Here is a 24,567-nt window from a genome sequence, read left to right on the forward strand (position 1 = left end):
CGGTTAGGTGCGAAAATGGCCTGCCATACAGGCCTGCTGACGGTATTCATCTGCATGAGCACAATAAAATCCGGCAATCCGGCGGCTTCTGACAGCGACTGGATGCAGCACGCCCTCCTGCTTGCCGACCGCGCCCAGCAGGAGGGCGAGGTGCCGGTGGGTGCAGTGCTGGTGCTGAAGGGTGAACTCATCGCCGAAGGCTGGAACCGCCCCATCGCCGCGCACGACCCCACCGCCCACGCCGAGATCATGGCGCTGCGTGCAGGTGCAGCCAGGCTCGGCAACTACCGCCTGAGCGACACCACGCTCTACGTCACGCTGGAGCCGTGCGTGATGTGCGCGGGCGCTATGGTGCACGCCCGCATCCAGCGGCTGGTGTTCGGCGCGCACGACCCCAAGGCCGGGGCCATTGTCAGTGTCTTCAATATTCTGGATTCCACCCGGCTCAATCACCGCGTTGAACATGCGGGTGGGCTGTTGGCGGAGGAGTGTGGTGCTATCTTGTCGCGCTTTTTTGAGGCAAGGCGTAAGAATTCGTCAGCGTAGCCAAGAAAAATATAAACGCAATCCGGGAATTAAAGTCGCCTCCCAGACTGCACTCCGCTACATCTCTGCTTGTTTTCCCATGTGATTTTTATCCAAGCATCTTATTGGATCGCCGGCAATTGAAAAGCTCGTTCTGATATTCAATATTGGTGATAACTGATCGAAGTAGGATCTTTACTCGTTTATCCAAGTTGCTTCCCGGAAGATAATCGGCTGTTGCAATAAAGTGTACACGCCCGGCCTTTAGTAGCTTCTTGCACACAGCCAGGCCTTTCTTAGAGTTCTTTTTATATACAGCTATCGTGTTACCTCCGCTACTTCTTGTGACAGCCATACTTGGTACATCTGTAATCCCATCTCCAATATAGATGATGTTGGAAAACGGGATTGGCCGTAGTCCTTCAGGCATATGTTCGTTGATGCTCTCTCCGAGGCTTTCCTTGCCTTTATTGATGCGAAACAAGTATTGAGTCTTGGTCGTATCTGTAATTAATATTTTAGGGAAGGTGGCCCGATCATGATGATCGAAGTGATATTCTGAAGCGTATACTCTTGAGAAGTGTTTTCTGATAGATGTCCCATCGATTATTTCTTTAAGCCCGGCGGATACGATGTAGTGCTTTATTTTTATTCGACCTTTACCTTCTGTAGCTACAAAATCGTTGACACGGCTGAACCACTCATCGACACCAGGGAAATACTTAATGTCACTTCCCATTTTCTTGAGGTCATTCAGGCCGATGTGTATGTCAGCATCTTCCGCCTTCTCTAACAAAAGTCGCATATAAACTAGCATTGATTCTGATACTGTATCGCTAGACTTGAGATCTACTTCTTGCCAAAACTTATCCGGTTTTATATTGATCTTTGGTAGGACAGTGTATTCCTGCATGGGCTGGGGAGAGAGGGTGCCGTCGAAATCGTAAATGATGGCGATTGTGTTCTGGAAAAACTTTTTCTGTTTTGACATATTCCCTCCAGTGAGATTATGCGGCATAGCTTATTCCGGTAACTGGCAGTGTGTGGGTTTATCGTTCTCACTGCTGCAACACGTATTTTTCATATGAATCCTTCAAAGCGCCCTGCGGGTCATATTTGTGCTTTGGCTGAGTGTCCGCCGGCCTGTTGCATATTTGCCAGAGCTCCTCGGGCTCGTAGTGGGCGTCCGAGTAGGGCGATTTGATGCCGCCCAGTTTATCCACTGTGCGCTCGGGTGGCGGGTTTTGTCTTGCTAGTGCTTGAGAAAGGGTGTTGGGAAAAGATGTTTGGTCGGGGCGAGAGGATTTGAACCTCCGACCACCTGAACCCCATTCAGGTGCGCTACCAGGCTGCGCTACGCCCCGTGTGTATTGATCTGCTGCAAGGCAGGTTACTGCTGCTGGGTACCTCTCAAAATGCGTCTTTTGCTTCAATACTGCGTTGCAGCTTGTCTCCGCTGCCCACATACTGACGTGTATGCTGCGCTGCTCGCCTGCGCTGTGCCTTGTCTTGAAGCAAAATCCATCATTTTTAGAGATGCCCAGTTGTGGCGGGAATAAATGCCGGGGTGCACATGATACCGCAGAATGCGCCGTGCCGGAATGAGGTCGCGCTATTTCAGGGTGTCGAGCAGCTTCATGATGTCTTCCAGCTCGGTGCGTAACTGGAGCAGGAGCTGCTTGTTTTGAGGCTTTGCTGCTTTCTGTTGCCCAAGGCCGGGGCCCAGGTCCAGATCGAGGGCGTCGTTGCTGTTGCCGGTCAGGCGCAGGCGGGCGCCGCCGATGGTAAAGCCGTGTTCGTACAGCAGGCTGCGTATCTGCCGGATAAGCAATACGTCATGGCGCTGGTAGTAACGGCGGTTGCCGCGGCGTTTGATGGGCTTGAGTTGCGGGAACTCCTGCTCCCAGTAACGCAGCACGTGCGGTTTGACCGCGCACAATTCGCTGACTTCACCGATGGTGAAATAGCGCTTGCCGGGGATGACCGGCAGCTCGTTGTTATGGCTTGCTTCGAGCATAGGCCTCGACCCGCGCCTTCAGTTTCTGCCCCGAGCGGAAGGTAACCACGCGCCGGGCAGTGATGGGGATTTCCTTGCCGGTCTTGGGGTTGCGCCCCGGCCGACTGTTTTTGTTGCGCAGCACGAAGTTGCCAAAACCGGACAGCTTGACCATGTCGCCTTGCTCCAGCGCGCTGCGGATTTCCTCAAAGAACATCTCGACGATTTCCTTGGCTTCGCGCTTGTTAAGCCCAAGCTCTTCAAACAGTTTGTTGGTCATTTCGACCTTGGTCAGGGCCATCTGTCGTTAGTCTCTTAGTGTTGCACCTAGTTGTTGTTGTAGGGTGCCCATCACCTGGTCCAGGGCGGCGGTGACTTCCTCGTCCGTTAGAGTGCGCGAAGACGCCTGCAAGGTCAAGCCCAAAGCGAGACTTTTTCTACCTGAATCAACACCTTTACCGCGATAGACGTCAAACAACTGGATGTGCCTGACCAGTTCCGGCGCGGCTCCGGCGGCACAGGCCTGCACTTGGGCCGCCGAGACGGCCTCGTCCACTACGATGGCGATGTCGCGCCGTATGGCCGGGAACTTCGACAGCTCGCGGAAGGCGGGCAGGCGGGCCTGCTGCAGCAGGTCAAGGCTCAGCTCAAACACATAGGCGGCCTGATCCAGCCCCAGCGCGCGTGCCACAGCAGGGTGCAGCGCCCCGAGCCAGCCTACCGCCTGCGCGTGGCGCCAGAGGCGTGCGCTCTGGCTTGGGTGCAGGGCAGGGTGGGCGGCGGTCTCGAAGCGGTAGGCGCCGGTATCCCCACCCAGTGCCAGCAAGGCCTCAACGTCGCCCTTGAGATCATAGAAATCGACGGTCTGTTGCGGTTGCGCCCATTGCTCCGGGGCAAGGCTGCCGGTGAGGATGCCAGCGATAACCCTTTCTTGTTTAACGTCATTGTCTTGAGCGATAAATCTGAGACCGGACTCAAATAGCCGTTGTCGGCTGTGCTGGCGGTTCAGGTTGTGGTGTAACACGTTGAGCAGGCCGCACCAGAGCGTGGTGCGCATCACCGACATCTCGGTGGAGATGGGGTTGGCCAGCGGCAGGGGCGGGGTGGCCGGGTCGAGCTGGCGTTGCAGCTCGGGCGCCACAAAGCTGTAAGTCACGACCTCCTGGTAGCCACGGTCGACCAGCGCATGGCGCAGACGGGACAGCGAGAGCATGGCCTCCGGTGCCGGGTGCATGTGCAGGGGGGCCTGATGTGCACGTGCAGGCAGGTGCTGGTAGCCGTGCAGGCGTGCCACCTCCTCAATAAGGTCAACTTCCAGCGCGATGTCGAAGCGGTAAGGAGGTGGTGTGATGCGCCAGCCGTCTGCGGTGGTGTCGACCTGCATCTCCAGCCGGGTGAGCAGGCGTGCAACATCTTCTGCGGGCAGCGCGAGGCCGAGTACCTGCTGCAGTCGCTTGGCCCGCAGGGGGATGGCGGCAGGGGCAGCCTGCCGGGCTACACCGGCTTCAATCACCGGCCCCGCCTTGCCGCCGCCGATCTCCAGCAGCAGCGCGGTGGCGCGCTCCAGGGCGCGGCGTTGCAGGGTGGGGTCTACCCCGCGCTCGAAGCGGTGGGATGACTCGGTGCGCAGGCCATAGGCCCGTGCGCGGCCGGCCACGGCCTGCGGGGTGAAGTAGGCGCTTTCCAGAAACAGGCTGTCGCTGGCCCCATCAATGGCGGCGTCCAACCCGCCCATGATGCCTGCGATGGCCTGCGGCTGGGCCTCATCGGCGATGACCAGGGTATTGTCATGCAGCGTGACCTGCTGTCCGTCCAGCAGGGTAATGGCTTCGCCTGCGCGTGCGCGTCGCACATGGATGCTGCCGCGCAGGCGGGTGAGGTCGAAGGCGTGCATGGGCTGGCCAAGCTCCAGCAGCACGTAGTTGGTCACATCGACCACGGCATTGATGCTGCGCAGACCGCTGCGCCGCAGCCGCTCCTGCATCCACAGCGGCGTGGGGACGCTGCGGTCAATGCCGCGCAGCACGCGCCCGGCGTAGCGCGGGCAGTCGTCAGGCGCCTCGATAATGACTTCGATCTGGTCGGTAATGCTGGCGGCAACGGCCTCGGTGGGCGGCGGGGTGAGCGCAAGCTGGTTCAGTGCGGCAACCTCGCGCGCGATGCCAGCCACGCTCAGACAGTCGCCCCGGTTGGGGGTGATGCTGACGTCGAGGCTCATGTCATCGAGCCGCAGATAGAGATACACGTCCTCACCCAGCCGCGTGTCCAGCGGCAACACCAGCAGGCCTTCGGAGGCCTCGGCCAGACCCAGCTCAGTGGCTGAACACAGCATGCCGTAGGAGTCGACGCCGCGCAGTTGTGCCTGTTGAATCAGTTTGCCGCCGGGCAGCTCTGCCCCCACCATCGCCACCGGCACGCGCAGACCCGCCCGCACATTGGCCGCACCGCACACAATGCTGAGCGGTGTGCCGGTACCAATATCCACCGCGCATACCTGAAGCTTGGTCGCTTTGGGGTGCGCCACCACGCTGAGTACTTCGCCCACCACCACGCCGGCAGAAATCGGTGCGACCGGTGTAACTGATTCCACTTCCAGCCCGGCGAGCGTCAGCTGCTCGGCCAGCTCGGCGCTCGACAGCGCCGGGTTGACCCATTCACGTAACCAGTGTTCGCTGAATTTCATCGGAATTGCTGCAAGAAACGCAGGTCGTTTTCGAAAAACAGGCGGAGATCATTCACGCCATAACGCAGCATGGCCAGGCGCTCGACGCCCATGCCGAAGGCGAAGCCGGTGTAACGCTCGTTGTCGATGCCGACATGCGAGAAGACGTTGGGGTGCACCATGCCGCAGCCCATCACCTCCAGCCAGCCGCTGTGGCCGCAGACACGACAGCCCGCGCCGCTGCACATCACGCACCGGATATCCACTTCGGCCGAGGGTTCGGTGAACGGGAAGTAGGAAGGGCGAAAGCGCACCGCCAGGTCGTCACGCTCAAAAAAGTGATGCAGGAAATCATCCAGCAGGCCTTTCAGATCGACGAAGCTCACGCCCTCGTCCACCATCAGGCCTTCAACCTGGTGGAACATGGGTGTGTGGGTGAGGTCGGAATCGCAGCGGTAGACGCGCCCCGGCGCAATCATGCGCAACGGCGGCGGTGTCTGTTTCATCGCATGGACCTGCACCGGCGAGGTGTGGGTACGCAACAGGGTTTGACCTGAGCCGAAGCGCAGAGTGCTGGCGTCGAAATAAAAAGTGTCATGCATGTCGCGCGCAGGGTGTTCGGCAGGAATGTTGAGCGCCTCGAAGTTGTGGTAGTCGTCTTCGATCTCGGGGCCTTCGACGATATCGAAGCCGAGCCGCGTGAACAGTGTGTTGATGCGGGTCAGGGCGCGGGTGACGGGATGCAGCCCGCCGCCAGTTTGGCCGCGCCCCGGCAGGGTGACGTCGAGCGCGGCGTCCGCCAGCCGTGCATCCAGCGCAGCAATCTCCAGCGCTTCGCGGCGTGACTCGATGGCTGCCTGCACGGCCTGCTTGGCCTGGTTGACGGCCTGCCCGGCCTGTGGCCGTTGCTCGGGCGCCAGTGTGCCGAGTTGCTTGAGATACTCGGTGAGCACGCCCTTCTTGCCCAGATAGTGCACGCGCAGGTTCTCGAGGGCAGGCAGCCCGGTGGCGGCGGCAACCGCCTGCTGTGCCTCAAGCACGATGTTGTTTAGGTCTTTGTTCACCTGCTGCTCCCTACATAGCACCATAAATCTACTGCGCGTCTTTGATACGGGTGCGCGCGGTGCTCGGAATCCGGGGCCGCGCAGCGGCAGACTGTTACGCACACTCCGGTTCCTGTGCTCCGCCACCCCCGCCTGAAATCCGCTCGCTACGATTTCTGGCGCTATGTATAAACAAAAAGGGGAAAGGCCGGACGGCCTTTCCCCTATCTGACACGGTACAGCTGCTTGGCGCTCAGTGCGACAGGGTGTGGGCCTTGGCCTTCTCCGCCAGCGCAGCAAACGCGGGCTTGTCGTGCACGGCGATGTCGGCCAGCACCTTGCGGTCGAGGTTGATCATGGCCTTGGTCAGGCCATTGATGAACAGGCTGTAGGACAAACCGCACTCACGTGCAGCGGCGTTGATACGGGTGATCCAGAGCGCGCGGAACTGACGCTTGCGCTGCTTGCGACCGATGTAGGCGTACTGGCCGGCCTTGATGACGGCCTGCTTGGCAACGCGGTAGATTTTGCTGCGTGCGCCGTAATAGCCCTTGGCTTGATCAAGAACTTTCTTGTGTCGGCGACCGGCGGTAACGCCGCGTTTTACTCTTGGCATGACGAATAACCTCTATGAATTACGATGCATCAATAAACAAAATTACATTTCCAGTTACGTCCCCGTCCCTTGTTTAGGGGGTGGGACAGGGTGGGGATAGAGTAAACAGGGTTTTCATCAGGAGCCCCACCATAATTAAAGTATTTAGCCTTAACTTTATAACTCCTGATTAACTGAACGGCAGCAGACGGCGCAGGCCGGGTACATCCGACTTGTCTACCATCTTGCTGTGACGCAGGTGACGCTTGCGCTTGGTGCTCTTCTTGGTAAGAATATGATTCAGGTGCGACTGGCCGTGCTTGAAGCCGCCCGAAGCCGTGCGCTTGAAGCGCTTGGCTGCACCGCTGTTGGTTTTCATCTTCGGCATGACTGCTATTCCTTAAACATTCAAATTTAACGCTTGGGCCCGACCAGCATGATCATCTGGCGCCCTTCCATGCGCGGGAACTGCTCCACGACTCCTATTTCTGCCAGATCGGACTCAATCCGCTTGAGCAATTTCACGCCCAGTTCCTGATGGGCCATTTCACGGCCGCGATAGCGCAGCGTGATTTTGGCCTTGTCGCCCTCGCCCAGGAAGCGGGTCAGATTACGCAGCTTGACCTGGTAATCGCCTTCTTCCGTACCGGGGCGAAACTTCACTTCCTTGATCTGAATCTGCTTCTGTTTCTTTTTCGCGGAGTGTCGCTTCTTGTTCTCCTCGAACAGAAATTTGCCGTAATTCATGATGCGGCACACCGGAGGGTCTGCGGTGGGCACGATCTCTACCAAGTCGAGTTCGGCTTCGAGGGCTAGTTTTTGCGCCTCGTCAATCGGCACGACACCAATCTGTTCTCCCTCTTTCCCGATCAAGCGCACTTCTGATGCGCTTATGTTTTCATTCAGACGGGTCTGTTTATCAGCAGCAATAAGTTTAATCCTCCAAAACTGCAAGACCGCGGCGCGCGATGTTGGATCGGAGTCGATCCGTAAAGATCTCAAGCGACATTACGCCGAGGTCTTTACCGCTTCGCGTGCGCACGGCCACAGTGTTATTTTCCACTTCACGGTCACCCGCCACCAGCAGGTAGGGGATACGTTGAAGTGTGTGCTCACGGATTTTAAAGCCTATCTTCTCATTTCTCAAGTCCGATTTTACCCTTAGGCCCTGTTTTTGCAGGATTTCCGTGCATTTTTTTGCGTAAGCTGCTTGATTGTCCGTGATATTCATGACCACGGCCTGCTGCGGGGCAAGCCAGGGGGGCAGGCCGCCGGCGCTGTCCTCGATCAGAATGCCGATAAAGCGCTCGAGTGAGCCCAGAATGGCGCGGTGCAGCATCACCGGCACCTGTTTGGAGCCGTCTTCGGCGATGTAGTGGGCCCCGAGGCGGCCCGGCATGGAGAAATCCACCTGGATGGTGCCGCACTGCCACACCCGGCCGATGCTGTCCTTGAGCGAAAACTCGATCTTGGGGCCGTAGAACGCGCCTTCGCCGGGTTGCAGGTCCCAGGGCAGCTGCTTGGCGTTGAGGGCCTGCTCCAGCGCATGCTCGGCCTTGTCCCACACCTCGTCCGCGCCCACCCGGCTGGCTGGCCGGGTGGAGAGCTTGATGAGGATGTCCTTGAAACCAAAGTCGGCATACACCTGAAACAGCAGGTCGATGAAGGCCGATACCTCGTCCTGCACTTGGGCCTCGGTGCAGAAGATGTGGGCGTCGTCCTGTACGAAGTTGCGCAGGCGCATGAGGCCGTGCAGGGTGCCGGAGGGTTCGTTGCGATGGCAGGAGCCGAACTCGGCCAGCCGCAGGGGCAGGTCGCGGTAGCTTTTCAGGCCCTGATTGTAGATCTGCACATGGCACGGGCAGTTCATGGGCTTCACCGCGTAGTCGCGCTTCTCCGACTCGGTGGTGAACATCAGCTCCTTGAATTTGTCCCAGTGGCCGGACTTCTCCCACAGACTGCGGTCGACTACCTGCGGGGTGCGGATTTCCTGATAGCCGTGCCCGCGCAGCAGGGTGCGGATGTAGTTTTCCACCTCTTGATAAATGCGCCAGCCGTTGTCGTGCCAGAACACCATACCCGGCGCTTCCTCCTGAAAGTGGAACAGGCCGAGCTGTTTGGCCAGCTTGCGGTGATCGCGCTTTTCGGCTTCTTCCAGCCGGTGCAGATAGGCCTTGAGCTCCTTTTCGTTGAGCCAGGCGGTGCCGTAGATGCGTTGCAACATTTCGTTTTTGGAGTCGCCGCGCCAGTAGGCGCCAGCCAGCTTCATGAGCTTGAAGGCCTTGAGCTTGCCGGTGCTGGGCACATGCGGGCCACGGCACAGGTCGATAAAGTCGCCCTGCTGGTAGAGTGACAGTTGTTCCTGCGCCGGAATGCCCTCGATGATCTGCGCCTTGTATTCCTCGCCCAGTCCACGGAAAAAGGCAATCGCTTCCTCGCGTGACAGCACCGAGCGCGAGACCGACAGGTCGCGGGCGGCAATCTCCGCCATTCTGGCCTCGATGGCGGCGAGATCCTCCGGTGTAAATCGGTGCTCAAAGGCGAAGTCGTAATAAAAGCCGTCTTCAATCACCGGGCCGATGGTTACCTGTGCCTTGGGAAACAGCTCCTTCACCGCCTGGGCCAGCAGGTGCGCGGTGGAGTGGCGCACCACGTCGAGCGCCTCCGGACCCTTGTCGGTGACGATGGCCACGCTGGCATCGCGCTCAATCAGATAGGAGAGATCGACCAAGGTGCCGTCCACCCGTGCGGCAAGGGCGGCCTTGGCCAGGCCCGCGCCGATGGAGGCGGCGAGGTCTTTAACGCTGACCGGTTGGGGGAATTCACGCTGGCTGCCGTCGGGCAGAGTAACGATAGGCATAGCACATCCTTTTTTCAGTGGCGACCACTACCAAAGGCCGCATGATCAAGCTGCTGGCTTCTGTTCCCGCTACGGGTTTAGAAGGTTCCGGGTGTTAATGTTGGTAGGCGCGAGTGGGATCGAACCACCGACCACTACCATGTCAAGGTAGTGCTCTACCACTGAGCTACGCGCCTGCAAAGAGGGCGTAAAATACCACGTGCACCGGTATGGGTTCAACCTGAGCCGGGCAGGCCAAGCTGTGCCGCGTTCTCCAGATTGATCCAGCCGCGCTTACCGTCGATGTCTATCTCCAGCCACTTCACTGCGTCGATATCGCCTACCCACGGCAGTTCGCCGTCAGTGACGAGGTCGGCATTGGCGTAGGCGCGCAGATAGGTGACCCGGCTCTCGGCGGAGGCCTGCACCGTCTCGGTGACAGCACCTGCGGGCTTGTTGTACAACGCGATGCTGTTGCCTTCAGGCTGGGCACGCAGGTGTGCGGGCTGGTATTGCTCGACGGCAAGATAACGCTGTTTGCCGTAGTCGATAGTCAGCGCGTGTTGTGTGGCGTCGAATACAAACGGCAGCACCAGATCGTGATAGCCGGTCCACAAGCGCACATTGAGGCGCTTGTTGTGTGATGTGCCTGTCACAGGTGTGATGATCTCGCCGTTGATGCCGTCAAGCGGTGAGGTGACCTGGCGCAATTGGCGCTGGCTGTCGAGAGCGAAGAATCGGTAGTTGTGGAAGCCGGGGGTGGTCGGGTCGCAGCCATATTCGAGCAACAGGAAAGGCCGCCCGCCAAGCGTGCGCTGGCTGAGGTCGAGCACGCAGGGATTGATAAAGCCGCTCACATCCAGGCGTAGCGGGAAGCGCTGCTCATACAGTGGCTTGCCTTCGTCGTCGAGAAACTCCAGCACGCTGACGGCTTCACTGGCGCCACCTGTCACCGGGGTGTCCAGTCGGGCGACCTTCTTGCGCACGATGACGCTATAGTCCGGCGTGAACTGCATGATGGTGCCGGGGACATAGGCCTCGTGAAAACCCGGCGTGCTTTCGGCGGCAGGCTCGGCTGTGGTCTCTGTGATCATTTCGGTGACGGCTGCGCTTTCCTCTTCGTGGAGTGGCGCATCGTCAGCGACAGCAGTGACGGACATGGCAAGCGCAAGCACACAGGCCAGTGTGCGCAACGTGTTGTGTAGGCTCAGGGGTAGCGTCATGGTTAACTCACCTTTTTGTCTATTAGACCCAGCTGGTGTTCCTGCAGGGCGTGAATTTCGTCACGCAGCTTTGCTGCCTCTTCAAACTCAAGGTCACGCGCGTGTTTGTGCATCTGCTGTTCCAGTTGTTTGATCTTGCGTAGCACCTTTTCAGGCGAGAGCGCGGCGTACTCGATGATGGACTCTGCGACACGCGCATATTCGCGCGCAGGCAGGGGCGCGCCAGTGTAGGCCCCTTCCATGATGTCCTGCACGGCCTTTACGATGCCGCGTGGCGTGATGCCATGTTGCTTATTATAGGCGATCTGCTTTGTGCGGCGGCGATCTGTTTCGTCCAGTGCACGCTGCATCGAGCCCGTTACCTTGTCGCCATACAGGATGGCCTTGCCATTGATATGTCGTGCGGCGCGCCCCATGGTCTGGATCAGTGAGCGTTCGGAACGCAGAAAGCCCTCCTTGTCGGCGTCCAGTATCGCGACCAGCGATACTTCCGGCATGTCCAATCCCTCGCGCAACAAGTTGATACCGACCAGCACGTCGAACACGCCGAGGCGCAGGTCGCGAATGATCTCAACCCGCTCTACGGTTTCGATGTCCGAATGCAGATAGCGTACCTTCACGCCGTGTTCGTCGAGATATTCGGTGAGGTCTTCGGCCATGCGCTTGGTGAGCGTGGTCACCAGCACGCGCTCGTGCACCTGTACGCGTATATTAATCTCAGACAGTAAATCGTCCACCTGCCGGGTGGCTGGGCGCACTTCGGTGGCCGGGTCAATCAAACCGGTGGGGCGTACGAGTTGCTCCACGACGGCGCCCGAGTGCTCATACTCATAAAGCCCCGGGGTGGCAGAGACAAAAATCCGTTGTGGCGCTTGCTGCTCGAATTCTTCAAAACGCAGGGGCCGGTTGTCGAGCGCCACCGGCAGGCGGAAACCGTAGTTCACCAATGTTTCCTTGCGGGAGCGGTCACCCTTGTACATGCCGCCCAGTTGCGGCAGGGTGACATGGCTTTCGTCAGCGATCAGCAGCGCGTGCTGTGGCAGATAGTTCAGCAGGGTAGGCGGCGGTTCACCCGGCGCGCGTCCTGACAGGTAGCGCGAGTAATTCTCGATGCCGGAGCAGTAACCGATCTCGTTGATCATCTCGATGTCAAAGCGTGTGCGCTGTTCCAGGCGTTGTGCCTCAACCAGTTTGTTGGTGGCGTAAAATTCCTCGAGCCGGATGCGCAGGTCAACCTTCATCTGCTCGACCGCGCCCAGCATGATTGCGCGCGGCGTGACGTAGTGCGATTTGGGGTAAATGGTGAGGCGCGGCACTCGCCGCAGCACTTCACCGGTGAGTGGATCGAAATAGGCCAGCCCATCTATCTCGTCATCAAACAATTCGATCCGCACAGCCTCACGGTCGGATTCAGCCGGGAAGACATCAATCACATCGCCACGTACGCGGTAAGTAGTGCGGGTAAGGTCGATTTCATTGCGCGTGTATTGCAGCTCGGTGAGGCGGCGCAGGAGGTGACGCTGGTCGAGTTTGTCGCCACGCTTCAGGTGCAGCACCATGCCAAGGTAGGACTGCGGATCACCCAGACCGTAAATCGCCGATACGGTGGCGACGATGATGGTGTCTTCGCGCTCGAGCAGTGCGCGCGTGGCAGACAGGCGCATCTGCTCGATGTGCTCGTTGATGGAGGCGTCCTTCTCGATAAAGGTATCGGTGGAGGGGACGTAGGCCTCGGGTTGGTAGTAGTCGTAATACGATACAAAATACTCTACTGCATTTTCGGGGAAGAACTCGCGCATCTCGCCGTAGAGCTGGGCCGCCAGTGTTTTGTTGGGCGCTATGATCAGGGTTGGCCGCTGTACGTTCTGGATCACATTGGCAATAGTAAACGTCTTGCCAGAGCCCGTGACGCCCAGCAGGGTTTGCCCGAGCAGCCCCTGCTCAAGCCCGGCTGTCAGTTGTGCAATCGCTGCGGGTTGGTCGCCTGCAGGCGCGAACTGTGCATGGAGAATAAAACGTTGAGTGGATTCGCTCATGGGGCTTTCAGGGGGCGACGGCAATCCAGTATAGTACTCAGGCGCCCACAAAGTAATGCTTTCGGCATGACTTTGTGGGCGCCTGAGGGCCTGCTCCGCCCCCTGCACAGGCGGCGGGAATGTGGCCGGAAGTGCGGGTTGCTGATGGGTGTATGCGCAGATTTTGTAACCTTAAATATAAGAGTGAGGAATTCTGGTTTGGACGTGCAACTTTCGAAGCGGGCGGGGCTGATCAAGCCGTCACCGACGCTTGCTGTGACTGAGCGCGCTGCCGCGCTCAAAGCCCAGGGCAAGGACATCATCGGCCTGGGTGCGGGTGAGCCCGACTTCGACACGCCGGAACCTGTCAAGCAGGCGGCAATCAAGGCGATTGAGGCCGGGTTCACCAAATACACGGCGGTAGACGGCACGCCCGGCCTGAAGCAGGCCATCGTTGCCAAATTCCGGCGCGAGAACGGTTTTGACTACGGCCTCGACCAGGTGCTGGCGTCAGTGGGTGGCAAGCAGAGCTTCTACAACCTCGCGCAGGCCCTGCTCAACGCCGGCGACGAGGTGATCATCCCGGCGCCGTACTGGGTCTCCTACCCCGACATGGTGCTGCTGGCCGAGGGCGTGCCGGTGATTGTCTATGCGGGCATCGAGCAGCAGTTCAAGATCACGCCGCAACAACTCGAAGCCGCCATCACGCCGCGTACGCGGCTGTTTGTAATGAACAGCCCGTCCAACCCGACCGGCGCCACCTATACCCGCGCTGAACTGGAAGCGTTGGGCGCCGTGCTGCGCCGCCATCCTCAGGTGATGGTGGCAAGCGATGACATCTATGAGCATATCCTGCTGAACGACGTGCCGTTCTGCAATATCCTCAATGCCTGTCCGGAGCTGGCTGAGCGCACCATTGTCATCAATGGCGTGTCCAAGAGTTATTCCATGACCGGTTGGCGTATCGGCTATGCCGCCGGACCGAAACCACTCATCGCGATGATGAAGAATATCCAGTCGCAAAGCACCTCCAACCCCGCTTCTATTTCACAGGTGGCGGCGCAGGCGGCGCTGGAGGGCGACCAGTCATTCATGCAGGATTGGGTGCGGCAGTTCAGGGAGCGTCACGCATTCGTGCTGCAGGCATTGAATGCCATCAAGGGTGTGCAGTGCCTGCCTTCGACAGGCGCGTTTTACTCATTTCCCAGCATGCAGGGTGTGATCGACAACTTGCAGCTGAAAGACGATATTGCGCTGGCCGAGCTGCTGTTGAATGACATCGGTGTGGCGCTGGTGCCGGGATCAGCCTTCGGCGCGCCCGGCTACATGCGTCTGTCGTTTGCCACCAGCATGAAAAATCTGCACGACGCCCTGGATCGCATGCAAAAACTGCTGGGCACCGTGTAACCGCTTAAGCCAGTGCCTGTTGTGCCGTGGTAACGGCGACACCACGGGTGATGGGCGCCTTCAGCCGCCCCAGTGTTTCTTCCAGCGCGCCGAGGCAAAACAGTACATTGGTGGCGTTGCTGGCATAGCCCATGAGGCCGATGCGCCAGATTTTGCCGGCCATCACGCCGAGACCGGCGCCGATCTCAAGGTTGTAATCCTTCAGCAGCGCCGTCCGCACGGCGGCATCGTCCACGCCCTCCGGTATATAAATGGAGTTGAGTTGTGGCAGGCGTTCGCCTTCTTTCACCACAAATTTCAGGCCCATGGCTTCAGCACCCGCCTTCAGCGCCAGATGATTACGTGTGTGGCGCGCCCAGGCGGCTTCCAGCCCTTCGTCCTGCAAGATGACCAGCGCCTCGTGCAGGCCGTACAGCGCATTGATGGGCGCGGTGTGATGGTAGGCGCGTTTGCCGCTGCCCCAGTAGCCCATGACCAGCGTCAAATCCAGAAACCAGCTCTGTACCTTGGTTTTACGCGCCTTGACCTTTTCCACGGCGCGCTCGCTGAAGCTCACCGGTGACAGACCCGGAGTGCACGACAAGCACTTCTGCGAGCCGGAGTAGATGGCGTCTATGCCCCAGTCATCAACCTTCAGCATGGAGCCGCCGAGCGAGGTCACGGCATCGACGATGGTGAGGCAGCCCGCGCGGTGGGCGATCTCGACCAGGGTTTTGACGTCCGACAGTGCGCCGGTGGAGGTTTCCGCATGCACGAAGGCGACGACCTGGGTGTCGGGGTTGTTCTTGAGGGCGTGTTCCAGCTTGTTGGCGTCCACCGCGCTGCCCCAGGCGTCTTCGACCATCACCGGCGTGGCGCCGCAGCGCTCCACATTTTCCTTCATGCGGCCGCCGAACACGCCGTTCTGGCAGATCACGACCTTGTCGCCGGGCTCGACCAGATTGACGAAGCACATCTCCATGCCGGCCGAACCGGGTGCCGACACCGGCAGAGTCAACGGATTTTTGGTCTGGAAGGTGTACTGCAACAGCGCCTTCATCTCATCCATCATCGACACGAACACAGGATCGAGGTGGCCGATGGTGGGGCGCGACATCGCCTCCAGTATGCGCGGATTCACATCGGAGGGGCCGGGTCCCATCAGGGTACGTTTGGGCGGATGAAAGGATTTAATGGGTGCAGTCATGTGTGCAATCTCTGGGCTGAATTGGCGGTTATTGGCAAGACGTGCATGATATAGGAAAAGTCTGGGATAGCTACCTCAGCCGGCATCGATCAGCTCAATCCAGTGCTTCACCGGCACCCGTGCGCTGCCCTGCATGTGCGTGAGGCAGCCGATGTTGGCGGTAGCGATGCAGTCGGGTTCGCCGGACTGCAAGGCAGCAAGTTTGTTCGTCAACAACTGTTGCGACAACTCCGGTTGTAGCAGGGAATAGGTGCCCGCCGAGCCGCAGCACAGATGTGCATCGGGGACGTCTGTCGGCGTGAAGCCCAGCTTGCCGAGGATATTTGCCACTGCATCGGGCAGTTTCTGCGCGTGCTGCAAGGTGCAGGGCGTGTGACAGGCAATCTTTTTGGCTGTGGCGAGTGTGAGGGTACTGGTATCTTCCTGCATCAGTATTTCGCTGATGTCTCTGGTCAGCGATGAGATGCGCGCAGCCTTGTGCGCATAGTCCGGGTCGTTGCGCAGTAAATGGCCATATTCTTTTATCAGACTGCCGCAGCCGCTGGCGGTAATCACAATGGCCTCGGCGCCGCTTTCAATGTGCGGCCACCAGGCCGTGATGTTGCGGCGCATGAAATTCAATCCTTCATTGTCGGCGCCGAGGTGGTGACTGATGGCGCCGCAACAGCCTGCATTCTGCAGCCGCAGCAAGCTGATGCCGAGCCTGTCCAGCACGCGTGCAGCGGCGACGTTGATGTTAGGGGAAAGGGCAGGTTGTACGCAGCCGTCCAATACCAGCATGCGTCGCTGATGTTGCATGACGGGCCATGGCCCTGGCTTTTGGTGTGCTGGAATTGTTCGGCGTACAGTCGCGGGCAGCAAAGGTTTGAGCCAGCGTGCGAAATACAGCAGCAGGGCCGTGCGTGCAGTATGCGTCAGGATCAGGCGCAGCAGGCGGCGCTGCAAGCGCTCACGCCAGGGCCGCTGTACATGGTGTTCGAGAGCAGCGCGGCCGATATCTGCCAAACGCCCATATTGAACGCCGGAGGGGCAGGTGGTCTCGCAGGCACGACAGGTGAGGCAACGGTCAATGTGATTCTGGGTCTTGTGTGTGACCGGTGCGCCTTCGAACAGCGACTTGAGCAGGTAGATGCGCCCGCGTGGGCCATCCAGTTCGTCTCCCAGCAACTGATAGGTCGGGCAGGTCGCGTTGCAAAATCCACAGTGTACGCAGGAACGTAGTATGGCATTTGCTTCGCCGCCCTGTGGGGTTTCAAGAAACCCCGGGTTGAGTTGTGTCTGCACGCTCAGAATTCCGAATAAAGTTGGCCAGGGTTGAAAATGCCGTGGGGATCAAACGAATTTTTAATGCGCTTATGCAGGGCCAGCAGCGCAGGTGGCAACGGATGAAACACTGAGCCAGTACGCTCGCCGCCGCGAAACAGGGTGGCGTGCCCGCCGAGCTTGGTCGCGCTGGCGCGTATCACATCTGCGGGCAACGGGTTTTTCAGCCAGCGTAACGCTCCGCCCCAGTCAAGGAATGACTGGCCGGGAAGGTTAAGCAGCGGTGCTGCGGGTGGCACCGAAAGACGCCAGAGCAGCCCATCGTCCTTGAAAAACTCGTGCTGATGTTCGCGTAATTTGTACCAGAACTGCTTGTCATCGGGCAGGATATCGCCACCGATTTTACGCTGGCAGGCGGTGACACCGCTGGTGCTGCCGGAAAGACGTGCATACAGACGGGTACCATCATGACAGGTGCCCGAAATGGGCATGGGTTGGGCGCTCCACTCCGTGATTCGGGTGAGTGCCTGCCGAGCCGTGCAAGTGAAGCTGAGTGTGATTTCATGCTGGGGCCTGGGCAACACCTTGAGTGAAATCTCGAGCAGCAGGCCAAGGGTGCCAAGAGCACCCACCATTAGACGTTGCACATCAAAGCCTGCTACGTTTTTCATGACCTCGCCGCCGAATCGCACCAGTTCGCCACGGCCATTGATAAGTTTTACACCCAGCACAAAATCCCGCACTGCACCGGTATACGGGCGGCGTGGGCCAGCTATACCACAGGCAATGGTGCCTCCGAGGGTGGCCGTCGGACCAAAGTGTGGTGGCTCAAACGGCAGCATCTGATTGTGCGCGGCCAGGGTCGCCTCGATCTCTGCCAGTGGCGTGCCCGCGCGCGCGGTGAGGATGAGTTCGCCGGGTTCGTAGTGCACGATGCCACGGTGTTCTGCCACCGCGCATGGTGTGCCGGCAGTCATGCGCCCATAGAATCGTTTGCTGTTGCCGCCGACGATGCGGAGCGGGGTTTTATCCGTAATGGCCGCGCGTACCGCAGCTTGCAGCTCGGTGCTGTGGTCGGTCTGCATCAGAATCGCTCCAGTTCCGGGAACGCGAGCTTGCCGTGGTGCACGTGCATGGCGCCGAACTCGGCGCAGCGCTGCAAGGTGGGCACGGCCTTGCCAGGGTTGAGTAACTCCTTGGGGTCGAAGCTGTGCTTGAGATCGTGGAACTGGTCAAGCTCTGCCGCACCGAACTGGACACACATCTGGTCGAGCTTTTCCACGCCCACACCGTGTTCGCCCGTGATGGTGCCACCGACGGCGATGCAGAGCTCGAGTATTTTCCCGCCCATCTCCTCGGCGCGCTGCAGCTCGCCAGCGATGTTGGCATCGTAAAGTATCAAGGGATGCAGGTTGCCATCACCGGCATGAAACACATTGGCGACGCGCAGATTGTAGTGCTGTGAAAGTGCGGCAATGCCTGTCAGCGCCTCGGACAGGCGCCGGCGTGGAATGGTGCCGTCCATGCAGTAATAGTCAGGGGCGAGGCGGCCGACGGCAGGGAAGGCGGCCTTGCGCCCGGCCCACATCTTGCGCCGCTCGGCGTCGTCAAGCGCGGTGCGTACTTCGGTGGCGCCGTTGGCGAGCAACAGCCTGCGCACCTGCATGATGAGGTCGGAGACTTCTTCGTCAGCGCCGTCGAGCTCACACAACAGGATGGCGGCGGCGTCGACAGGATAACCGGCGTGGACATAGTCCTCGGCGGCGCAGAGGGCGAGATTGTCCATCATCTCCAGGCCGGCAGGGATGATGCCAGCGCCGATGATGGCTGCAACGGCTCCCGCTGCCTTGGCGACATCATCAAATGCCGCCAGCGCGACCTGTGTGCGCTCCGGGCGGGGCAGCAGTTTCACACTGACCTCGACAATCACGCCCAGCAGGCCTTCAGAGCCGTGCAATACGGCAAGCAGATCATAACCCGGCGCATCCAGCGTCTTGCCGCCCAGTTCCAGCAGCTCGCCGTCCATAGTGACCAGCTTGAGGCCGAGTACGTTGTGTACGGTGAGGCCGTATTTGAGGCAATGTATGCCGCCGGCATTTTCCGCAACATTGCCACCGATGGTGCAGGCGATCTGTGACGAGGGGTCAGGCGCGTAGTACAGGCCATGTACTGCGGCGGCTTCGGAGATGGCGAGATTGCGCACGCCGCACTGTACGCGTGCGGTGCGATTGACGGTGTCCATCTCGATGATGCGGGTGAACTTTGCCAGCGACAGCAGCACACCGTTCTCCAGCGGCAACGCGCCGCCAGACAGGCCTGTGCCTGCACCGCGTGCCACCACCGGGTAGTGTAGCTGATGGCACAGGCGCAGGATCTGCTGCACCTGTTCCAGTGTGTCGGGCAGGCAGACGACGCCCGGCAGGGCGCGGTAGGCCGTCAGGCCGTCGCTTTCATAAGGTCGCAAGTCTTCTTCATGCACCAGCAGACTGGCATCGGGGAGGATAGAGCGCAGAGCGGCGAGTAAAGCCTGTTTTTCAGTGGTGTGCGCTGGCGATTTTTGTTCCATGCGCGCAGTATAGCAGGGGTAAACGGTGTGCCGGGAGCATGAGTAAGGCACGCGTCACGCTGACTTTGCAACCATGCTGTGACGCGCTTTTTCTTGACCTGACACTCCCGCACCCTTACCATTACAGCCCCTCACATTCCCCGGTAGCTCAGTCGGTAGAGCAAGTGACTGTTAATCACTGGGTCGGCGGTTCGAGTCCGTCCCGGGGAGCCAATCTGTAATCGCGTAAGGTCTGGTGCACGGACTCTCACCGCCTGCGGCGGCTGACTCGGGTCATTCGTGATTCTCGACGCTACGGCAGGCCAGGGGTTATTCCGGGGTGGTGACGAACGCCAGCTTGGTGATACCGGTCTGCTGCGCCAGTGCCATAACTTGTGCGAGCTTGCCGTAGCTCACCAGACAGTACCGGCGGCGGTGCGGCCATGAGCATGACGTCGACTGTGCGCGTGGTGGATGCCGGCGTGGAGGTGGCAGGCGCAATCAACCAATACGCTACGGCGGAATGCGCCAGCATTACCAGCGCCAGCGCTAGCAGCCATGCGCGGCGGTGCGGATCGTTGGCCTGCAACGCTGTATTACCTGTGGCGTGTTGCATCATGATCATTAACCGGTGGCTGGCGGATGTGTTAGCCGCTGCCGACTTGTGAGCGCCGCCCTTTGCAGGATTGCACTATCAGCAAGGCAAGACTGCCGGTGATAAGGGCCACGCCTGCGGTCAGGAAGGTTTTATGGAATGCGGGCAGGTCGGCCCATAGCATCTGCATGTGTTCGAAGAAGTGCAGTACCGATGACTGCACAAGGGGCAGCGAGTCCGAGAGATACAGGCTCAGGTAGATCAGGCTGCCGCCCACGGCGGATGTGGCCCAGAGAACGCGTCGTGTGGTGAATGTCATAAATCGTGCTCCGCTTATTAAAGATGTGGCATATATCCCTTGACAGCAAGTAACGCTTAGTCCACACTTAGCCTACACAACCAAGTATGGGCTAACGCCATGAAATACACCTTTAAACAATTTCAATCACAGTACCTGGATGACGATGCTTGCTTAGCCGCCATTATGAAAAGGCGCTACCCGGTAGAGGATGCCTGCCCACACTGCGGCATAGTCGGTAAACTTACGCGCATAGAGGGCCGACGCGCTTTTGCATGCAAAGAGGGTTGCCATATATACCCCTGCGCTGGCACCGTGTTCGAAAAATCGAGTACCCAGCTTACGCTGTGGTTCCATGCCATGTACCTGATGACCGCTACACGTAATGGCGTGTCAGCCAAGGAGCTACAGCGCCAGCTTGGCGTGACCTACAAGTGTGCGTGGCGCATCGGTCATCAAATCCGTGCGCTCATGTCCGCTAGGGATAAAGCAAACAATCCCGGCAAGCTGTCAGGTCATGTAGAGATTGATGAAACATTTGTCGGCGGTAAGATCAAAGGCAAAGGGCGCGGCAAAGGCGCATACATGCTAAATAAGACTACTGTATTCGGTATGGTTCAGCGCGGCGGAGTTTTACGTAGCGGTGTTGTACCAGATGAACAAAAGCAAACACTGCTGCCAATCATACAGGAGCATGTTTCGCCTGGTACTACGGTATCAACTGACACACACAGAAGCTATCGCTCACTTGGCAAGCTCGGCTTCGATCACGAATCCGTAAACCATCAGATTGAGGAGTGGGTGCGTGGTGACTGCCATACAAATACGATTGAAGGCTTCTGGTCACACTTGAAGCGCGGCATCAAAAGCACTCATGCCTCTGTATCACCAAAGCACTTGCAAAGGTATGTGGGAGAGTTCGCTTTCCGTTATAACAATCGCCATGCTCCGGCTGATATGTTTCAACGGATGTTGGCGCAGATCAGCAAGCCTATTTCTTCTTAACCCCCAACACAGCATCGTCTAGCAGGGATTCGAACCTCTGCTGGTGATTTTGGGGGCTATTCACAACTGCCGCCCTTTTTGAAGCCTCTCTTTTACTTCGCTCACAACTCTTTTTTTTCTTGTCTGTCGCAGACCCTAAATTATGTTTTGTCATAATTTTCAATTAGTTATGTAAATATAGACACTTTCTCAGCCCTCTCTTTCCTCTCTTTCCTTGCTCTGCAAAACAAAAGGGCCAAGCTTGCGCCCAGCCCTTCTGTATGGTACACTTCCTATTGCAAACTCCAAATTGGTGCCACGGCTATAGTGCCGTGTAATAGTTCAAGGGCGGGATGGCAGAGCTGGCTTATAGCATCCGACTTCTAATCGGACGGGGTGTGTTAGTAGCACACCCCCAAGGGTTCGAATCCCTTTCCCGCCGCTACTTTACCTCTATAAACAATGAGGGATTCGAATGGATATTCTATCAACAAATGAATTGATTGCGCAAGACCTAGCTGTAATAAATGAGCAAATTACCTTCCACGAGAAGCGTGCCGCGTCAACCAAGTCTAATGACTGGAGACAGAAACTGCATTTACAAACAGCAGAAAAACTCCGCTCCGTCTCTGACCACATTATTAAACTGCAATCTGACCTAGCCGAGGCCACAAATTGCCCCAAGCCTATCAAAATCGGCAACCAGCTATCCCTTAATTACGCGGAGCTTAAGGGGTTGCCTGATGAACTTATACAAGAACTCAGCATAGACACTGATCGCACCGAGTTCACAATCATAGAGTTGATTGATGAGGCGGGGGGTCTTTTATCGCTAGATAAAATACTCGTCGGTCTGTACAAAAAAACGGGCGACATCCATAAACGAACGCTTCTAAATAACCGTCTTTATCGGATGGTTCAACGCGGCGAATTATTCAGCGTGAGCGGTAAAAAGGGTGTCTACTCGACGCGAGTGCTCAGCGACAATGAAATGGAAGAAATACTCAACTATAAACCACGTATCGACAAGGGCGCGGAGGACTTGCCATGAGGCCCTAATGCAGAGGCTAGGTTAGTCATCGCCGCCGACGCTTAGCCCAAATGGACAAGGCTCATATCAGCCCAATCTTTCCACGGACAAACTGATATGAGCCGGAGTGGCACTTACAACTTTGTGGGGTGCGCAGGAGCCGTCCAGCCTTCCTAGGGTACCGGCGCGGGGTTCAACTCCCCGGCACTCCACTTTTACTAACTACGCTTGCCATATTGAGGCTTAAGTGAAGCAATTGTCAAGCCAAGAGGATACATCTCATGAGCAAAGTAGCTCCGTTTCATTCAGTAAAACCTAATACCAGTAATGTGCATCATGATAACAATCGGTGCACGGAAGGGAACAACATCGAAAAGCAAAATTTACGACCGGGTACTGCTGGCCGCCCGCGTTGTAACACCTGCAATCGATTAGCTCAACAAGGGGCTTAAGGTACCGTTGACCGGTCTTTGGTGGACAGCACCATTTCCCACCAAGGGCCGGTCAACATCCCGTCCATAACCCTGTAAGCAAGCTGAACGCCATATACGGGCAAGCCGTAATCTTTGGCAACCGCGTATGCTTTAAATCCTGCCGCCGTATCACCGTGGAATCTTATAGTAGGCTCTGTAAAAGCATGCCCATTACCTCCCTCACAAGACTCAAAGGTTTCGATCCCGCCACGGCGGAGAATTAATACCGCCCGTCTGATCCCAGAATCTAGCTCTAAATCCGTTACCGGCGTAAAATTTTCCAGATCATCATTATCAACCTTACCAAGGTGGTTCATATTTTCCTATTTATTACTTGCTGTCAAGGGATATATGCCAAAGATGTAAAAAACTAAGGCGTGCGCGGCGCGCGGCGCAGGAATAGCGTCAGGCCTAACAGGGCGACGGTAACGAGGCCGAGGGCGAGCAGTGCCATAACAATATCGCGTACCCATTTGTCGGGGCCGAGCTTATCCAGGAAATGCCACTTGTGCAGGTTGTCGAAGGTCCAGTCTTCGACGGCGACAAAGGTGCTGTCCTGAAAGTGCCCGGCCAGTTGCCCGGTAGCGATCTCAACATAGTATCGATCGCGGGCTGGTGTAGCGTAATTCACGCGGTAGACGGGTAGCCGCTTGTAAAAGGCGCCATACTCGCCCGTATAGCGCATGACGGGGGCTACGGACTCAATGAGGCTGTCTGGCAGTTCGCTGAAGACATCTGACAGGTAGCGGGCGTGTAGTGCCTCACCCTGCGCGAGGGTGGTTCCGTTGCGGGCGTCAATATAAACCACAGGGGTGTGCGGTGTGGGTGACTCGGTACTGTTTGTATGGTGCGCATCCGCGCTGTGATGTTGCAGGGCTGGCGCGATCCGGTAATAGATACCCTGAGGCAGCCGCACGAGCGTGACATGATCGGCGGCGATGGCGTGGTTCTGCATGGCGCTGAAGCCTGCTGGTGTCAACGCTGTGGCGGGGAAATGGACGGGAATGGCGGGGGCTTGCGCCTGCCGGCGTTGTGCGTCGGTGAGGAGATGCAGCAGGCCGCTCATACTGAACATCAGCGCAGCGACGGCCACCGTGAGGCCGACCGTGCGATGGTGACGGCGTAGCCCGTGCGGGTTTGTTTGCATGCTGGATGTAGTTGCCCCTCTGCGCCAGAGAAAACCATACAGCCACAGCCCGCTGCATGCGCTGATAAACGCCATGCCGACAATGCTCGCTGCAACGGTGACGCGCAGGGGTTCGTTGAAGGCGAGAAATTCCCAGTTATGCAACGCGCGAAACAAGTTCTGGAAAATGGCCTGACGGTCATCTACCAGCGTGCCCAGTCGTGATGCTTGCGTGTCTATATACGCGAGCATGCCGTCAGGGCGCTCGAACTCGACACGGTACACAGGCAGGAAACGGTTCACAAAGGTATAGTCGCCGCCAAACTGCGTGACTGGCTCGATGCGGAGGATGCGCGCCTGCTGGTCACCAAGATAATGGCGCGCGAGAAACTCCGCGTAGCGCTGATCGCCATCGGGAACAGCAGCGCCGGTTGCAGTCTCAAAATAGAGCACGCGGCCTGCGTGGTTAATTTGGTAGTAGCTCTTGCCGGCCCACAGCAGTGTACGGAATCCATTGATCCCGGTAAGCGAGTGCTGCGCCAATAACTGGTCTAGCGGTATGGCCTGCGTCAGTTCAACATGCTGGTCGGGCGGTGTATGCGTGGCCTGTTCGGGCTTGAGGCGCGACATGAACGGGTGGAGCACACCGCTCACGCCCCACATCAGTATCCCGAGGCAGGCGATGACGCCCAACCGGCGGTGCCAGCGAAATAATACGCCAGCAGCAGGTTTACGACCGCTGGATGCGAGACTGTTCACTGG

General features: G+C 58.3%; 23 protein-coding genes and 4 tRNA genes. 6 read left to right on the forward strand and 21 right to left on the reverse strand.

The genetic code is table 11. From position 1 onward, the window contains the following. The first annotated feature begins 54 nt into the window (after positions 1-54). Positions 55-546 (forward strand): tRNA adenosine(34) deaminase TadA, encoded by a 492-nt coding sequence (tadA, locus tag Q8L89_02645; GenBank protein MDP1707954.1) that lies wholly within the window; start codon positions 55-57, stop codon positions 544-546. An 88-nt stretch (positions 547-634) separates the two neighbouring features. Here the strand turns inward: tadA and Q8L89_02650 are convergent, their stop codons facing one another. The 13 genes from Q8L89_02650 to uvrB form a co-directional block, all read right to left on the reverse strand. Continuing rightward, positions 635-1,516: an HAD family hydrolase gene (locus Q8L89_02650; protein ID MDP1707955.1), complete on the reverse strand. Its 882-nt coding sequence runs from the start codon at positions 1,514-1,516 to the stop codon at positions 635-637. 296 nt (positions 1,517-1,812) lie between these two features. After that, positions 1,813-1,889, reverse strand: a tRNA-Pro gene (locus Q8L89_02655). A 248-nt stretch (positions 1,890-2,137) separates the two neighbouring features. Continuing rightward, a complete protein-coding gene (locus tag Q8L89_02660) occupies positions 2,138-2,542 on the reverse strand; it encodes a MerR family transcriptional regulator (GenBank protein MDP1707956.1) in 405 nt (134 codons plus the stop codon). Next, positions 2,523-2,822, reverse strand: a complete 300-nt coding sequence (locus tag Q8L89_02665; protein ID MDP1707957.1) for an integration host factor subunit alpha — start codon at positions 2,820-2,822, stop codon at positions 2,523-2,525. Before Q8L89_02665 ends, Q8L89_02660 begins: the two co-directional genes overlap by 20 nt. Before the next feature lie 6 nt (positions 2,823-2,828). Then, a complete protein-coding gene (pheT, locus tag Q8L89_02670; protein ID MDP1707958.1) occupies positions 2,829-5,204 on the reverse strand; it encodes a phenylalanine--tRNA ligase subunit beta in 2,376 nt (791 codons plus the stop codon). Further along, positions 5,201-6,247, reverse strand: a complete 1,047-nt coding sequence (gene pheS / locus Q8L89_02675) for a phenylalanine--tRNA ligase subunit alpha (GenBank protein ID MDP1707959.1) — start codon at positions 6,245-6,247, stop codon at positions 5,201-5,203. The genes pheT and pheS overlap by 4 nt, the downstream gene beginning before the upstream one ends. Before the next feature lie 232 nt (positions 6,248-6,479). Further along, complete coding sequence (gene rplT, locus Q8L89_02680; protein MDP1707960.1) at positions 6,480-6,842, reverse strand: 50S ribosomal protein L20; 363 nt, start codon at positions 6,840-6,842, stop codon at positions 6,480-6,482. 169 nt (positions 6,843-7,011) lie between these two features. Next, on the reverse strand, positions 7,012-7,209 hold the full coding sequence (gene rpmI, locus Q8L89_02685) for a 50S ribosomal protein L35 (GenBank protein MDP1707961.1): 198 nt from the start codon (positions 7,207-7,209) through the stop codon (positions 7,012-7,014). Positions 7,210-7,235: 26 nt separating this feature from the next. After that, the gene (gene infC / locus Q8L89_02690; GenBank protein MDP1707962.1) at positions 7,236-7,760 is read right to left on the reverse strand and encodes a translation initiation factor IF-3; all 525 of its coding nucleotides are present in this window, start codon (positions 7,758-7,760) and stop codon (positions 7,236-7,238) included. Continuing rightward, entirely contained in the window at positions 7,756-9,681 is a 1,926-nt protein-coding gene (gene thrS / locus Q8L89_02695; GenBank protein MDP1707963.1) for a threonine--tRNA ligase, read from the reverse strand. The genes infC and thrS overlap by 5 nt, the downstream gene beginning before the upstream one ends. Before the next feature lie 101 nt (positions 9,682-9,782). Next, positions 9,783-9,857 (reverse strand) — tRNA-Val (locus Q8L89_02700). A gap of 39 nt (positions 9,858-9,896) precedes the next feature. After that, positions 9,897-10,883: a hypothetical protein gene (locus tag Q8L89_02705; GenBank protein MDP1707964.1), complete on the reverse strand. Its 987-nt coding sequence runs from the start codon at positions 10,881-10,883 to the stop codon at positions 9,897-9,899. Between the two features lie 2 nt (positions 10,884-10,885). After that, positions 10,886-12,919 carry an excinuclease ABC subunit UvrB gene (gene uvrB / locus Q8L89_02710; protein ID MDP1707965.1) on the reverse strand — a complete coding sequence of 678 codons (2,034 nt, stop codon included), beginning with the start codon at positions 12,917-12,919 and terminating at the stop codon, positions 10,886-10,888. Positions 12,920-13,117: 198 nt separating this feature from the next. On the opposite strand from uvrB, the gene Q8L89_02715 reads away from it, so the two are divergent. Further along, the gene (locus Q8L89_02715) at positions 13,118-14,305 is read left to right on the forward strand and encodes a pyridoxal phosphate-dependent aminotransferase (GenBank protein ID MDP1707966.1); all 1,188 of its coding nucleotides are present in this window, start codon (positions 13,118-13,120) and stop codon (positions 14,303-14,305) included. A 4-nt stretch (positions 14,306-14,309) separates the two neighbouring features. Here the strand turns inward: Q8L89_02715 and Q8L89_02720 are convergent, their stop codons facing one another. The 4 genes from Q8L89_02720 to Q8L89_02735 all read right to left on the reverse strand — a co-directional run bounded on the left by Q8L89_02720 (position 14,310) and on the right by Q8L89_02735 (position 19,320). After that, complete coding sequence (locus Q8L89_02720; protein MDP1707967.1) at positions 14,310-15,491, reverse strand: alanine--glyoxylate aminotransferase family protein; 1,182 nt, start codon at positions 15,489-15,491, stop codon at positions 14,310-14,312. A 75-nt stretch (positions 15,492-15,566) separates the two neighbouring features. Continuing rightward, positions 15,567-16,775, reverse strand: coding sequence for a glycolate oxidase subunit GlcF (gene glcF / locus Q8L89_02725; protein ID MDP1707968.1), 1,209 nt, complete (start codon positions 16,773-16,775; stop codon positions 15,567-15,569). Between the two features lie 2 nt (positions 16,776-16,777). Beyond that, positions 16,778-17,839 carry a glycolate oxidase subunit GlcE gene (gene glcE, locus Q8L89_02730; protein MDP1707969.1) on the reverse strand — a complete coding sequence of 354 codons (1,062 nt, stop codon included), beginning with the start codon at positions 17,837-17,839 and terminating at the stop codon, positions 16,778-16,780. After that, positions 17,839-19,320, reverse strand: coding sequence for an FAD-linked oxidase C-terminal domain-containing protein (locus Q8L89_02735; GenBank protein ID MDP1707970.1), 1,482 nt, complete (start codon positions 19,318-19,320; stop codon positions 17,839-17,841). The genes glcE and Q8L89_02735 overlap by 1 nt, the downstream gene beginning before the upstream one ends. A 137-nt stretch (positions 19,321-19,457) precedes the next feature. Here Q8L89_02735 and Q8L89_02740 point away from each other — a divergent pair. After that, a tRNA-Asn gene (locus tag Q8L89_02740) sits at positions 19,458-19,533 on the forward strand. Positions 19,534-19,612: 79 nt separating this feature from the next. Here the strand turns inward: Q8L89_02740 and Q8L89_02745 are convergent. Further along, positions 19,613-19,918: a hypothetical protein gene (locus Q8L89_02745; GenBank protein MDP1707971.1), complete on the reverse strand. Its 306-nt coding sequence runs from the start codon at positions 19,916-19,918 to the stop codon at positions 19,613-19,615. 28 nt (positions 19,919-19,946) lie between these two features. Next, complete coding sequence (locus tag Q8L89_02750; GenBank protein MDP1707972.1) at positions 19,947-20,213, reverse strand: hypothetical protein; 267 nt, start codon at positions 20,211-20,213, stop codon at positions 19,947-19,949. Between the two features lie 99 nt (positions 20,214-20,312). Between Q8L89_02750 and Q8L89_02755 the strand changes: the two genes are divergently transcribed. From Q8L89_02755 to Q8L89_02765, 3 genes are all read left to right on the forward strand, one after another. Next, the gene (locus tag Q8L89_02755; protein ID MDP1707973.1) at positions 20,313-21,197 is read left to right on the forward strand and encodes an IS1595 family transposase; all 885 of its coding nucleotides are present in this window, start codon (positions 20,313-20,315) and stop codon (positions 21,195-21,197) included. A 326-nt stretch (positions 21,198-21,523) separates the two neighbouring features. After that, a tRNA-Arg gene (locus tag Q8L89_02760) sits at positions 21,524-21,618 on the forward strand. 33 nt (positions 21,619-21,651) lie between these two features. Further along, a complete protein-coding gene (locus Q8L89_02765; protein ID MDP1707974.1) occupies positions 21,652-22,227 on the forward strand; it encodes a hypothetical protein in 576 nt (191 codons plus the stop codon). A gap of 427 nt (positions 22,228-22,654) precedes the next feature. On the opposite strand, the gene Q8L89_02770 is transcribed toward Q8L89_02765, so the two are convergent. Both Q8L89_02770 and Q8L89_02775 read right to left on the reverse strand, forming a co-directional pair. Then, entirely contained in the window at positions 22,655-22,996 is a 342-nt protein-coding gene (locus tag Q8L89_02770; protein MDP1707975.1) for a hypothetical protein, read from the reverse strand. Positions 22,997-23,049: 53 nt separating this feature from the next. Beyond that, positions 23,050-24,564, reverse strand: coding sequence for a PepSY-associated TM helix domain-containing protein (locus Q8L89_02775; protein MDP1707976.1), 1,515 nt, complete (start codon positions 24,562-24,564; stop codon positions 23,050-23,052). Between the last annotated feature and the right edge of the window lie 3 nt (positions 24,565-24,567).

The sequence above is a fragment of the Gammaproteobacteria bacterium genome (genome assembly GCA_030680605.1).
Taxonomy (GTDB): domain Bacteria; phylum Pseudomonadota; class Gammaproteobacteria; order SURF-13; family SURF-13; genus JAQBXX01.